Source organism: Blautia sp. HCN-1074, assembly GCF_037890165.1.
Classification (GTDB): Bacteria; Bacillota; Clostridia; order Lachnospirales; family Lachnospiraceae; genus Blautia_A.
In genome coordinates, this window is the sequence record NZ_JBBKBP010000042.1 from 1 (window position 1) to 12,112 (window position 12,112).

Sequence of the window (12,112 nt, forward strand, 5' to 3'; positions counted from 1 at the left end):
AATTCCAGGTATATCTATAAAACGGGGCGAATTTAGCGCAGAACTCATTCTAAAGGAGAGAGACGGGAAAGGTTCCATGACTTTTTTCCCTCTGTTCCCAGGAGTTACATTGGCTTATATTTTTGTGAACTCTCCTGTCTGGACAGCCCCAGACTTTCACGATAATGGCTCCATGGAAACAGGACCATTGCTCTTAAATTACTGTGTAACAGGACGATGCGAACTCATCCTGAATAACGGGAACTTTGTGTATGTGAAAGATGGGGAGATATCCTTAACCGAACGATTCGCCAGACAGCAATACGTTTATCCCCGCCGAATCTATGAAGGAATTGAGTTTTTTGTGGATATGGATACCGTAAATGCTCAAAGCTCCTGGGTAGAAGCTGAATTTGATATTGATTTCCACAGACTCAGAGATCTTTACTGCCCGGATGGGGGTACTTATATTGCGTCGGTTACGACTGAGATAGAAGAAGTCTTAAAAAAGCTGTGGTCATTACTGGATATTTCTGTTCCGCTGGCAATCCCACAAATGAAAATCTATACCCTTGCCCTGTTTTCACTGCTTCAAAATCTGAAAGAAATACCACCTTCCCAAGCCTGCACATTCTTCACAGAAACACAGGTAGACATTGCAAAACGTGTGGAAAAAATCATCACTTCTGATCTGCGCCAACACCATCCTGCGTGGGAACTGGCTGCACAGTTTTCCGTCAGTGAAACCAGCCTGAAGAACTACTTTCGCGGAGTTTATGGTCAAAATATATCAATTTATTTACGTGAAGTTCGTATGCAACAAGCTGCTGAATTACTCACTACTACAAACTTATCTGTATCGGAAATTGCAGAACAAGTTGGTTATTTGAATCAAAGCAAGTTTTCTTCGGCATTTAAGAAGCAGTTCAACGCTTCGCCATTAGAATTTAAGCGCCGCAAAAATTTAGAGAGAAATACTTCCAACTGACGGGTTCTAACATTTTTCACAATAAATATTTTTATTAGAAACTCATGACAAATGAAGTCAGAGTCATTTCTTATATTATAGGAAGTGACTCTGATTATTATAATTTACACCACTTTACAACTTTTTCTGTTCCGACAGCAGATACCTTATTTTTGCTGATATTATCCATACTGGCCTTAGAATCCGCACATTCCATCCGGTTTCTATATCAGCATTTTTTATCCAGAATAACGGAGAAATCACTGAATGTATTTTATTATGCATGTTCCTATGCAAAGGTTGATTATTCCAGATTTATGAATACTACTGTCAGGATTGTTTTGAAGCTGATACCGGATTCATTGCAGACGCAGCCTGTATTTCTGTGCGTGGATGATACGATGATATCTAAATTTGGCACAAAATTTGAAAATGTTTCAAAACTGTTTGACCATGCCGCACACAACGGTTCCAACTATCTGAATGGACACTGCTTTGTGAGTGTCATGCTCTGCGTACCTGTCTGGAATGGGGATAAAGTATATTATCTTTCACTTACTTTTTGTTTTGAATACTCTTCCAATAACTGACTTGCATTGTAATTTTTCTTTTAAAGAATAGCTGAGCGGAAATCTTTTTTTAATTAAACGTAATTCATTTTGCACATTATAGCTGACAACATTCTGTCCTAATATCAATATAGAAAACAATAATACATGCCTTCTTTCATCAGCATAATCATTGTATCAGGATAAAGTTCACAAAGTATCCGCAATACGTTCCCTTAAGTTCATGTCATTATTGAAATCGTACATATTTCAGTATAAAAAGTTCAGTATTCAAATTCTGATTATTTATAGTAAATATGGTCTATCAAAATGACTATTTTCTGTTTCATTATTTAACTTAACCAAACAATTCCTATGCATAAAGGCGGAATTCACTTTACATTTTCCCTATATATTTTTCTGCCATATGTACTGCCATAGCACCATCTGCAACAGCTGTTACTATCTGACGAAGTAACTTTGTTCTGACATCTCCTACAGCATAAACACCTGGAATACTCGTTTCAGTATTTTCACCTGCCACAATATATCCTTTATTATCCAGTTCTATCTGATTATCTAAAAAATCTATTGTCGGTTTTCTTCCTATACTCACAAACAAGCCGTCACATTCTATAATGTTTTCTTCTCCTGTAACTGTATCTTTCAACCGCACACCAGTCAATCGTTCTCCATAAAGCAGTTCTTTTACTGTACTATTCCATCGAAACTCTATATTTTCAGTTTTCATCAGCTGGTCATTGTAAATTTTTGTTGCACGTAATGTATCTCTTCGATGAACAATGATAACTTTCTTAGCAATTCGACTTAAAAGAGTAGCATCTGATACAGCAGAATTTCCACCACCAACAACAACCACAATCTTATCTTTATAAAACATACCATCACAGGCGGCACAATAAGCAACTCCATGACCTATCAATTCTTTTTCTTTATCAAGACCAAGTTCTCTTGGATTTGCTCCTGTAGCTATCACTACTGTTTTCCCAATATAAATTCCCGAACTAGTTTCTACTCTCTTAAGCTTTCCTGCTAAATCCATATTAAAAACTTCTGCATATTCACTTTTAGCGCCATATTTTTCCGCCTGTTTTTGCATTTTCTCTGCCAATGAAAATCCGTCAATTCCATTTTCAAAACCAGGATAGTTATCAATCTGCCATGTCAGTGACATCTGGCCACCTGCAGATAATTTTTCTAAAACAATTGTTTCAAGTCCTGCTCTGGCTGCGTATAATGCTGATGTATACCCACCAGGTCCTCCTCCCACGATAATCATATCGTAAACATGATTTTCATTCATACAACAGTCCTCCTATTTTATTTTTCCAAAGCTTCATTAATAAAGTTTTCTATCATTTTTTTTGATTCGGGTGCAACAATAGAATCTATTGCCTTTCCATCTCGATATAAAACCAGCGTAGGAATTATCTCAATCTTTTCAGCTTCTGCAATCTGTGGTTCTTCATCAATATTTACTTTTCCTGCAATAAGAATATCGCTGTATTCTTCACTTATTTTTTCATAAGCTGCTCCAATTCTACGGCAATAACCACACCAAGGTGCCCAGAAATCAACCAAAACCAGTTTTTCCTTATGAATTAATTGTCCAAACTTTTCTTTATTTATATTTATTGATGTCATATTTTTTAACCCCTTCTCCTGTTTGAACTTAATATACCCCATAAAAGATCTTGCTTCCGTGATGATATCACAGAAAAAATAATTTACTTTATTACGCTTCTTTTTATTTCTATTTACGGCATATGCCAGTTATATAATTGACACATCTCAATAAATTAAGTATACTCCCATCTTTGACAGTTACAAAAAGCTGGGAGTATTATACGTTCAATTCATTACTTTCGACAAGTAAGAAATAATCAATATGAAAATAACAAAAAAGGATGCGCTACGGTAACTTCTCCATTACCTTGGCACATCCTTTCGTATTATTATTTTTCACTATTCTTCTTAATGACAGCTATGGCTTCCACATCCGTGCTCACCACAGGTATGTCCTTCCCCGTGGCTGTGCTCATGGTGAGAGCACTTCACATCCGGATTGTAATCCAGTGTTTCATTAATAAAGGCTTCTACTGCTTCATCCGCATCTCCGGAAACTCCTCCGAAAAGCTTAATACCGGCTGCCGCTAATGCTGTCTGTGCACCGCCTCCGATTCCGCCACAGATCAGAACATCTGCATTCAATGCATTAAGAACTCCCGCTAATGCACCATGTCCGCTTCCATTCGTATCTACTATTTCTGAATGTACTACTTTTCCTTCCTCTACATCGTAAATCTTAAATGTCTCTGTGTGTCCAAAGTGCTGGAAAATCTGTCCATTTTCATATGTTACTGCTATTCTCATGATACCTTCTCCTTTTTCTTCTGCATATTTTTGGTAAATTTCCTGTTTATAACATCCTCCAAAGCTGCAGTTGCTGCTCTGACCGTCACAGATTATGAAATCCCCACCCTCAATTCTAAGCGGATGTCCATCAATAAGTGCATCTGCTATTTTCTTCCTGGCAATCTCGTAAATCCGTTGAACTGTTGTTCTTGCGACTTGCATAGATGCTGCACACTGCTCCTGACTATAACCTTTCTTGTCCAAAAGACGAATTGTCTCATACTCATCTACCGTCAGAACAATGGGTGTTTTTTTCTCAGTATTATCTGCCGGAAAAAATTCTAAAGTATTGGGAAAATGACAGATTTTTCTGCACTTTACTGGTCTCGGCATAAACTGCTCCTTTCTCGCTTTTTTTATATAATAATCCTATAAAAGGCATATGTCAATAACATTTTTGACATATGCCTTTTATGAACCACCTAAAGTCTTTTTCCAAATTAACTTTATCATAGTAACTCTTTGCTGCCTTACACATTCACATACAAAACTGTTCTATGTCTATACGAATATCGATTCTGTTCTCCTGTATGTTCATACTGTCCAGCTGACAAACTGACATTCCACAGTTTAATCCAAGATGAAAGTGTATATTCTTTTCATCATTTAAAAATCCTTTGTTTTGATGAAGATATTCACACCGGAGCTGCCAACAGCGTTCTCCGCAAATATCTGGCAAAGTCAATGCCAATGCCAGTGCAGACTGCCATCGTCTATCTACAATATTCAGTTCTACTTCTTCAATTCGGTCCAAAAATGTAAAACTGACATCTCCCTGCATTATTTATCCCTCCCTCATATTTGCAACCGTCATATATTATAATCAGTATATTTTTATTTATGGCATATGTCAATTATATAATTGACGCATCTAAAAAAAACAAGTATACTATGTTCGTAAAGGAGATAACGGTTATGAACTTCGAAAATTATTTTCCACTATGGAATGACTTAAATACAGCACAGAAAAAACTAATTTCAGACAATTTAATCACACAGTATGTAAAAAAAGGAACAATCATTCACAATGGAAACCTGGATTGTACTGGATTATTACTGGTTAAATCCGGGCAGCTTCGAACCTACATGCTTTCAGATGAAGGACGAGAGATTACACTTTACCGTCTGTTCGATATGGATATGTGTCTTTTATCCGCCTCATGTATCATACGCTCCATTCAATTTGAAGTAACCATTGAAGCAGAAAAAGATACTGATCTTTGGATCATTCCTGCTGAAATCTATAAGGGCATCATGAAGGAATCTGCTCCTGTCGCAAACTATACCAATGAGTTAATGGCTACCCGTTTTTCTGATGTCATGTGGCTGATTGAACAAATCATGTGGAAGAGTTTGGATAAGCGTGTTGCTTCATTTCTTTTAGAAGAAACCTCTATCGAAGGAACAAACGAGCTGAAAATCACTCATGAGACGATTGCTAATCATCTTGGTTCCCACAGGGAAGTTATCACTCGAATGCTTCGATACTTTCAAGGCGAGGGTCTCGTCAAACTCTCCCGCGGCAAAATCACAATCCTTGATTCAAAAAGACTGGAAACACTCCAAAGGTCATAAAATTGTTTTTCTGTAACATATAAAGAAGAATCCGCCATTTATCAGAATTATGAAAGTCATTCTAATAAATGGGGGATCTTTTTATATTACGAGAAAATTATAAAAATATTATGATTATTTTTTATAATCCATACCGCATGCATATGCCCTTTCGATCAGCGCACGGTCATTAACCACTGCATCATAGAAGCGGAATCCACCGGAAAAGTTATATGTTTCATATCCATTTCCTTCCAGAATACGGCTGGCAATGTAACTGCGCAGACCACTTTGGCATATCAGATACACAGGCTTTCCTTTCTCAATTTCGTTAATTCGTTCCCTCAGTTCATCTACAGGAATATTGTTGAATCCATCCATATGACCCCTGTTAAATTCACCTACCGTTCTCACATCCAGCAACACCACATTTTGATCTTTAGAAATCTTATCCATATCTTCCAAATGCCATTGTTTTAAGGTACCTTTCGCTATATTGTCTATCATGAATCCAGCCATATTTACAGGATCCTTGGCAGAGGAATAAGGCGGTGCATATGCGAGATCTAAATCTTTCAGCTGGGTTGCCTTCAGCCCTGCATGAATTGCTGTTGCCAGCACATCAATACGTTTATCAACGCCTTCATATCCAATAATCTGAGCACCAAGCAAACGATAGGTTTCTTTTTCAAAAACCACCTTCATGGTCATCACTTTTCCACCAGGATAGTAACCGGCATGACTCATAGGAGAAAGAATTACTGTATCTACCTCTAATCCTGACTTTTTGGCATTGGTTTCATTGATACCTGTAGTGGCTGCTGTCATATCAAATACTTTGATAACGGAGCTTCCCTGACTGCCCAGATAACGACTATCACCACCACAAATGTTATCCGCGATGATCCTGCCCTGTTTATTAGCAGGTCCCGCTAAAGAAATCAGCGCATCATCACCCGTAACATAATGTTTTACCTGAACTGCATCACCTGCTGCATAAATATCCGGTACAGAAGTTTCCATTCTGTCATTCACTACAATACTTCCCTTGATGCCAAGTTCCAGACCAGCTTCTTTTGCTAATGCTGTGTCTGGTGTGACTCCGATTGCTAGCACCACCATATCAGCCTGAAGGGATGGATTATCTTTTAATAAGATCTCCACTCCATTGTCTTTTCCTTTAAATCCTTCTACTGTATAGCCTAGTACCAGTTTTATTCTATGCTTTCTCATTTCATTATGGATCATGGATGCCATATCCGGGTCAAATGGATTCATCAGCTGCTTAGGCCGCTGGACAATCGTAACATCCATGCCAAGCTCCCTCAAATTTTCTGCCAGTTCCAGACCAATAAAACCGCCACCTGCCAATACAGCCGATTTTGGATGATTCTTATTTATATATTCCTTTATCTGAAAAGTGTCTTCTACAGTACGAAGTGTAAAAAGTTTATCAATACCTACTCCGGGAAGTCTCGGCTGTGTTGGCTTTGCACCTGGAGAGAGGATCAGCTTATCATATTTTTCTTCAAATATCTCACCATTCTCTAAATTTTTCACTGAAACCGTTTTACGTTCCGGATGTATGGAGATAACTTCATGATGAATTTTCATGTTAATACGGAAGCGTTTAAAAAAACTCTCTGGTGTCTGTAGTGTAAGTTCTTCCGGGTCTGTGATCACGTCTCCAATATAATATGGAAGCCCACAATTTGCATAGGATATGTATCCGGATCTTTCAAACACAGTAATTTCAGTATGCTCATTCAGTCTGCGTATTCTTGCTGCGGCTGTAGCTCCTCCGGCTACACCTCCTACAATTATTACCTTCATCTTATTTTTCCACCTTTCCTGAGTAAGCTGCAATGCCACCGATATTATTTACTTTAGAATATCCCATTCGTTGCAGTATCCCAGTTGCCTGGCGGCTTCGTGAACCGGAATAACAGTATACAAACAGTGGGATATCCTTATTCTTCGCTACAGAAGCAATATTGTCAAGTTGCTGCAACGGCACATTTTTACTTTCTGGTATATGTCCTTCCTGATATTCCTGCGGTGTACGTACATCCAGCAGAACTGCATCATCAGTCCTTTTATATTCTTCTATGCCTTGATTAATATTCGACTGTTTAAAGAGATCAAAAAATCCCATTAGCACACCTCCCTAAAGCATTTCTAAAATCGCATTCTTAGGTCTCGCCCCTGAAACCTGCTGTACAATCTTCCCATTCTTCATAACCACTAAAGTCGGAATGCTCATAATACTGAACTTATTTGTCAGTTCAGGTTCTTCATCTACATTAATCTTTCCAACTTTAATATCTCTACGCTCACTTGCAATCTCCTCTACAATAGGTACTACCATGCGGCAAGGTGCACACCAAGATGCCCAAAAATCTAAAAGAACGAGTTTATCGGAATTCAGTACTTCGTTCTGAAAATTATTTTTATTGATATTAATAGCAGACATTTTACAGTCCTCCTTATCTTTTTCTTTTTGTAGATTTATTATAGTCTTAATTTCATTTATTTTCCGTGATTACATCACCATACCTCATTAACTTAACTTCTTGCCATACCATCTACACTTAATATAACACCTGTAATGTAACTCGCCTCATCTGAAGCAAGAAACACAAACGCATTGGCAATATCTTCTGGCTGTCCAAGACGACGCAATGGAATTCTTTCAATCATAGGTTCGATAACTTCCTTTGGCACGGCCTTCATCATATCAGTTTCTGTAATCCCAGGTGCAACAGCATTAACACGAATACCTTTAGGTCCTAGTTCTCTTGCTAATGATACAGTCAATCCGTTTACTGCAAACTTGGACGCAGGATAAGCAAACCCACTTGGCTGTCCAGAAATACTCACCATGGAAGAAGTTGAGAGAATGACCCCCTTGCCTCTTGCCACCATACATTCTGCAGCTACACGAGTAGTATTAAATACTCCTTTTACATTTAGATCCATGACTTTATCAAAAGTCTCCTCTGTATAATCCATAAAAGAGGTGTTTTCTGAAATCCCTGCATTATTTACCAGTATGTCGACACATCCATATTTTTCAGTTGCCTCTTTAAAAGCCTTTCTGACAGACTCCATGCTTGCCAGATTTGGACTAATTCCAGCAACTATTGCATTGGGATATTTTTCTTTTAATTTATCTACAGCAATATCTGCCGATTCCTGTGAACTTGCTGCCAACACAACTGAAGCACCTTCCTTCAAGAATTTATCAGCTGTAGCAAATCCTATACCACGGCTTCCACCCGTAATGATTGCAACTTTATCTTTTAATCTCATTTAGACTACCTCCTTACTTTGTTTGTAGTTACATTATAAGCAAAAGGTAAATCATTTTCTGTGATATCATCACAAACTATCGCAATAAAAAACCCTGTTGCTCACACGCACCAGGGTTTTTGTTTATTTATCCGTATTTAAATAATCAGAATTTTATTCAACTTCTGAAAACTGATCTTTTCCAACATTACATAATGGGCATTCAAAATCTTCTGGAACGTCCTCCCACTTTGTTCCTGGTGCAATACCACCTTCAGGATAACCTTCCTCTTCATCATATTCCCATCCGCAAACGTCACATACATATTTCATTAGTTTGTTCCTCCTTATAAATATATTAATACACAGCATATATTACTGTTGTATTTGTGCTGTTCTGTAACCTTAATATGTATAAATGCTTTTAGCATTTCCATAATCCATGCAGGTTACAATATGCATATACTTCTTCTACCTGTTCACCATCGCAAAGACAAAAATCTGCTATCGGCTCCTGCCCTGGATTTAACTGTTTTCTGTATATTCCCTGGTTTGTATTTAATGTAATCCACTCAATGAAATGCTCTTCAAGCATTGGATGTTTTGTTTCTCCGACCACGACATGAACATGACTGCCTTCTACCGTATATACAGGTACATGCTTCTCGACAGCAGCATCTGTCACTCCGGCTTTTAATTCCTGCATAGGTTCTCCGCAACAAATTACAGGTACACCCTTATCCTTTACCTTTTCAACAATGTTTCCACAATGCTTACATATATAATACTTTACTTCCATGCTTTTATCTCCTTCCATATGTAAAATTTATAATCCAATTGTCTCTATAATCTTTTTCAAAGAATCTGCGGATTCCTTAAGCTTTAACGCTTCCTCTCCACTTAAATTAATAGGTATATCAGACTCAATGCCATCTGCACCTACAATAACCGGCATACTTAACGATACTCCGTCAATGTCATATACTCCATGAATCATATGAGATACTGAGAGTATTGATTTTTCATCTCTCATAATCACTTCGCAGATTCTTTTTACAGACATTGCGATTCCATAATATGTAGCGTGCTTTTTGTTTATAATCTCATAAGCACTGTTCCTGACTGCTGTAGCTATTTCTGCCGTGTTTTCCTTGTGCTTGTAATGTCCACGCATTTCACACATTTCACTCTCGCAATAATCTCATCCCCCTTAATAATTCTCCTCATGTACTTCAAAATAGCTCTGTGGATGATTACATACCGGACATACTTCAGGTGCCTTAGTTCCTACCACAATATGCCCGCAGTTACGGCATTCCCATACCTTTACTTCACTCTTTTCAAACACCTGTGCAGTTTCAATATTCTTAAGAAGTGCACGATATCTCTCTTCGTGGTGCTTCTCAATCTGTTTATTGTCAATAGATAATAGTAATAATTACTATTATTATAATAATCAATATTACTGATTACCTTTTATTTAAAATAATCATTCAATCATCATTTTTTCCGTTCAAAAACATATTCTGCATCTGATGATAAATCAGAGCGGAATGAATAGCCTAGTCTATCAAATTTCTTAATATCCTCAGGATTTTCAATTCTGTTTTCAGCCATGAACCTAACCATTTCACCACGGGCCATCTTAGCATATGTACCTTTTGTCACCAGTTTATCTCCTGATAACTCACAAAATGTAATCGTAATGTATCTATCCTGTCGTGTCAGATATTTTTCTATGCACTTAGAGTATTCTTTCGATGCCAGATTGATTATAATCCTGCTGTTATCAATCACTGAGCGGTATAATAAATCTCCCCAGTACTCATACAGATTTTTTGTTTCTCCTATTCCAACCTTCGCCTGCATTTCCAAACGATAAGGCGTCACACCATCCCTTGGTTTTAACACACCATAAAATGCAGATATTATTCTCAAATGATTTTGTACATACTCGAACTGACTGTCCTCAAACACGGATGGAGCCATATATTGAAAAGCAATTCCTTCATATGATAAGACAGCTGGGGTAAGTAAATGATAAAGATCCATGTTTTCCAATCTATTGAAGTTCTGTTCTGTAATTTTGTCATTACATTTCCAGATAGTCTTCAGTTCTTCTTTTGACTTACTTTTCAACCAACTTTGTATCTCTGTCGTCTTTTCAATAAATTCAGGCAATCCATCCGGCGCTATGCTGTCAGTATCTGTAATCATCTTTTTAGCAGGGGATAATATTATCTTCATTAATCTAATTCCTTGAGCATATTTTCAGGATCATCTGCAGCCTTGACTTTATCATTTGCCTTTATAATGATTCCCTGCTCATCAATAAGATATGTAGTTCTTACTACACCCATAGATACTTTTCCATAATTTTTCTTTTCTTTCCAGACATCATATGCTTCAATAACTTTACGCTCCGGATCTGCTAATAGCGTAAATGCCAGTCCGTATTTTTCTTCAAATCTCTTGTGAGACGCTACAGAGTCCTTGCTTACTCCGAGAATAACAGCTCCCTTCTCAGTAAACTGTGGATAACGCTCAGAAAAGCCACATGCCTGCTTCGTACATCCTGGTGTATTATCCTTTGGATAAAAATATAAGATCACTTTTTTCCCTGCATAATCGCTTAATTTATGCACTTCTCCGTTCTGATCCGGCAATTTAAAATCCGGTGCTTTTATTCCTAACTCTAACATTTACTATTCCTCAGCTTTTGTATTTTTCACCTGTTTTCTTGTTCTTTTATTACCCGAAATCATTTTATGACCAGAATAGACTGCCATAATCATGCATATCAGAGAGCCAAATGCAAAGTATTTGTGTGCTGCTTTTAACCCTTTATATCCTGTATAAAAAGTTCCAATCATTGTGATTAAAGCTCCTACTGACCAATATTTATGTGCTTTCATGTAATTCCTCCATTTTTTCAGTGTATTCAATTCTAATTATACGCTACCATATTCCTATGTCAATTTGATAATAGAGCATTCCTATAAAATTTTTCAAAATATCATTGTCAAAACTATGTATTGTTATCCTTTAATTTTTCTTTGAAATAATTGACAAAGAGCATGCTTTCAGGAGATTACTATTTAATCTCTTTTCCATCTATATATAGTTGAAATTTATCAGGATTATTGACAACATCATAGTCCTTTCCGTATTCTACAGGTCTATATTCGGCTGTCATTACCGATTCCCCGTCTTCAATATCCTCTTTCCATAAATAGATGTTCATATCAATGCTCGTCGCATATCCTCTGTCTGTGGAGAATTTTGTCGAATGAAAAGAAACTTTACAATTTAAAATTGGATAAAAAGGACAAAAAAA

16 protein-coding genes and 3 pseudogenes are annotated in these 12,112 nt (G+C 37.2%); 3 read left to right on the forward strand and 16 right to left on the reverse strand.

Going from position 1 to position 12,112, the window contains the following annotated elements:
* Both WKT11_RS19375 and WKT11_RS20125 read left to right on the forward strand, forming a co-directional pair.
* Window positions 1–967 (forward strand): helix-turn-helix domain-containing protein (locus tag WKT11_RS19375; RefSeq protein WP_445291959.1); only part of this gene is annotated, 967 nt, incomplete at its 5' end.
* A gap of 44 nt (window positions 968–1,011) precedes the next feature.
* Complete coding sequence (locus WKT11_RS20125) at window positions 1,012–1,536, forward strand: hypothetical protein (RefSeq protein ID WP_445291960.1); 525 nt, start codon at window positions 1,012–1,014, stop codon at window positions 1,534–1,536.
* A gap of 355 nt (window positions 1,537–1,891) precedes the next feature.
* Here WKT11_RS20125 and trxB read toward each other — a convergent pair whose 3' ends face one another.
* The 4 genes from trxB to WKT11_RS19400 form a co-directional block, all read right to left on the reverse strand.
* Window positions 1,892–2,818 (reverse strand): thioredoxin-disulfide reductase, encoded by a 927-nt coding sequence (gene trxB / locus WKT11_RS19385; RefSeq protein WP_117677480.1) that lies wholly within the window; start codon window positions 2,816–2,818, stop codon window positions 1,892–1,894.
* A gap of 17 nt (window positions 2,819–2,835) precedes the next feature.
* Window positions 2,836–3,201, reverse strand: a complete 366-nt coding sequence (locus tag WKT11_RS19390; RefSeq protein WP_082419326.1) for a thioredoxin family protein — start codon at window positions 3,199–3,201, stop codon at window positions 2,836–2,838.
* A 288-nt stretch (window positions 3,202–3,489) separates the two neighbouring features.
* On the reverse strand, window positions 3,490–4,263 hold the full coding sequence (locus WKT11_RS19395) for a NifB/NifX family molybdenum-iron cluster-binding protein (protein ID WP_340285690.1): 774 nt from the start codon (window positions 4,261–4,263) through the stop codon (window positions 3,490–3,492).
* Window positions 4,264–4,408: 145 nt separating this feature from the next.
* Entirely contained in the window at window positions 4,409–4,711 is a 303-nt protein-coding gene (locus tag WKT11_RS19400) for a hypothetical protein (RefSeq protein WP_243098885.1), read from the reverse strand.
* A 110-nt stretch (window positions 4,712–4,821) separates the two neighbouring features.
* On the opposite strand from WKT11_RS19400, the gene WKT11_RS19405 reads away from it, so the two are divergent.
* Window positions 4,822–5,505 (forward strand): Crp/Fnr family transcriptional regulator, encoded by a 684-nt coding sequence (locus WKT11_RS19405; RefSeq protein WP_044997044.1) that lies wholly within the window; start codon window positions 4,822–4,824, stop codon window positions 5,503–5,505.
* A 114-nt stretch (window positions 5,506–5,619) separates the two neighbouring features.
* Here WKT11_RS19405 and WKT11_RS19410 read toward each other — a convergent pair whose 3' ends face one another.
* The 12 genes and pseudogenes from WKT11_RS19410 to WKT11_RS19465 all read right to left on the reverse strand — a co-directional run.
* Window positions 5,620–7,317 carry an FAD-dependent oxidoreductase gene (locus tag WKT11_RS19410; protein ID WP_118247818.1) on the reverse strand — a complete coding sequence of 566 codons (1,698 nt, stop codon included), beginning with the start codon at window positions 7,315–7,317 and terminating at the stop codon, window positions 5,620–5,622.
* A 1-nt stretch (window position 7,318) separates the two neighbouring features.
* Window positions 7,319–7,639 carry a rhodanese-like domain-containing protein gene (locus tag WKT11_RS19415; protein ID WP_005421613.1) on the reverse strand — a complete coding sequence of 107 codons (321 nt, stop codon included), beginning with the start codon at window positions 7,637–7,639 and terminating at the stop codon, window positions 7,319–7,321.
* Window positions 7,640–7,651: 12 nt separating this feature from the next.
* A complete protein-coding gene (trxA, locus tag WKT11_RS19420) occupies window positions 7,652–7,957 on the reverse strand; it encodes a thioredoxin (RefSeq protein WP_118247817.1) in 306 nt (101 codons plus the stop codon).
* A gap of 92 nt (window positions 7,958–8,049) precedes the next feature.
* A complete protein-coding gene (locus tag WKT11_RS19425) occupies window positions 8,050–8,796 on the reverse strand; it encodes an SDR family NAD(P)-dependent oxidoreductase (RefSeq protein WP_019161209.1) in 747 nt (248 codons plus the stop codon).
* Window positions 8,797–8,949: 153 nt separating this feature from the next.
* The gene (locus WKT11_RS19430; RefSeq protein ID WP_005339874.1) at window positions 8,950–9,108 is read right to left on the reverse strand and encodes a rubredoxin; all 159 of its coding nucleotides are present in this window, start codon (window positions 9,106–9,108) and stop codon (window positions 8,950–8,952) included.
* Window positions 9,109–9,199: 91 nt separating this feature from the next.
* Window positions 9,200–9,574 carry a desulfoferrodoxin family protein gene (locus tag WKT11_RS19435; RefSeq protein ID WP_019161208.1) on the reverse strand — a complete coding sequence of 125 codons (375 nt, stop codon included), beginning with the start codon at window positions 9,572–9,574 and terminating at the stop codon, window positions 9,200–9,202.
* A gap of 27 nt (window positions 9,575–9,601) precedes the next feature.
* Window positions 9,602–9,964 (reverse strand): annotated as a pseudogene (locus tag WKT11_RS19440) (L-lactate dehydrogenase); the annotation flags it as partial.
* A gap of 21 nt (window positions 9,965–9,985) precedes the next feature.
* Window positions 9,986–10,186: pseudogene (locus WKT11_RS19445) on the reverse strand (rubrerythrin family protein); the annotation flags it as partial.
* Between the two features lie 89 nt (window positions 10,187–10,275).
* On the reverse strand, window positions 10,276–11,022 hold the full coding sequence (gene yaaA / locus WKT11_RS19450; protein ID WP_005421606.1) for a peroxide stress protein YaaA: 747 nt from the start codon (window positions 11,020–11,022) through the stop codon (window positions 10,276–10,278).
* The gene (gene bcp, locus WKT11_RS19455) at window positions 11,022–11,477 is read right to left on the reverse strand and encodes a thioredoxin-dependent thiol peroxidase (protein ID WP_118247816.1); all 456 of its coding nucleotides are present in this window, start codon (window positions 11,475–11,477) and stop codon (window positions 11,022–11,024) included. The genes yaaA and bcp overlap by 1 nt, the downstream gene beginning before the upstream one ends.
* 3 nt (window positions 11,478–11,480) lie before the next feature.
* A complete protein-coding gene (locus WKT11_RS19460) occupies window positions 11,481–11,690 on the reverse strand; it encodes a DUF6219 family protein (RefSeq protein WP_008708189.1) in 210 nt (69 codons plus the stop codon).
* A 179-nt stretch (window positions 11,691–11,869) separates the two neighbouring features.
* A pseudogene (locus WKT11_RS19465) lies at window positions 11,870–12,112 on the reverse strand (hypothetical protein); the annotation flags it as partial.

Coding starts and splice junctions, on each gene's coding strand:
- WKT11_RS19425 (WP_019161209.1), bottom strand. CDS start 8,796: ATGAGATTAAAAGATAAAGTTGCAATCATTACGGGTGGAAGCCGTGGT.
- WKT11_RS19430 (WP_005339874.1), bottom strand. CDS start 9,108: ATGAAATATGTATGTGACGTTTGCGGATGGGAATATGATGAAGAGGAA.
- WKT11_RS20125 (WP_445291960.1), top strand. CDS start 1,012: ATGACAAATGAAGTCAGAGTCATTTCTTATATTATAGGAAGTGACTCT.
- trxA (WP_118247817.1), bottom strand. CDS start 7,957: ATGTCTGCTATTAATATCAATAAAAATAATTTTCAGAACGAAGTACTG.
- WKT11_RS19460 (WP_008708189.1), bottom strand. CDS start 11,690: ATGAAAGCACATAAATATTGGTCAGTAGGAGCTTTAATCACAATGATT.
- WKT11_RS19435 (WP_019161208.1), bottom strand. CDS start 9,574: ATGGAAGTAAAGTATTATATATGTAAGCATTGTGGAAACATTGTTGAA.
- WKT11_RS19395 (WP_340285690.1), bottom strand. CDS start 4,263: ATGCCGAGACCAGTAAAGTGCAGAAAAATCTGTCATTTTCCCAATACT.
- trxB (WP_117677480.1), bottom strand. CDS start 2,818: ATGAATGAAAATCATGTTTACGATATGATTATCGTGGGAGGAGGACCT.
- WKT11_RS19400 (WP_243098885.1), bottom strand. CDS start 4,711: ATGCAGGGAGATGTCAGTTTTACATTTTTGGACCGAATTGAAGAAGTA.
- WKT11_RS19410 (WP_118247818.1), bottom strand. CDS start 7,317: ATGAAGGTAATAATTGTAGGAGGTGTAGCCGGAGGAGCTACAGCCGCA.
- WKT11_RS19390 (WP_082419326.1), bottom strand. CDS start 3,201: ATGGGGTATATTAAGTTCAAACAGGAGAAGGGGTTAAAAAATATGACA.
- WKT11_RS19405 (WP_044997044.1), top strand. CDS start 4,822: ATGTTCGTAAAGGAGATAACGGTTATGAACTTCGAAAATTATTTTCCA.
- bcp (WP_118247816.1), bottom strand. CDS start 11,477: ATGTTAGAGTTAGGAATAAAAGCACCGGATTTTAAATTGCCGGATCAG.
- WKT11_RS19415 (WP_005421613.1), bottom strand. CDS start 7,639: ATGGGATTTTTTGATCTCTTTAAACAGTCGAATATTAATCAAGGCATA.
- yaaA (WP_005421606.1), bottom strand. CDS start 11,022: ATGAAGATAATATTATCCCCTGCTAAAAAGATGATTACAGATACTGAC.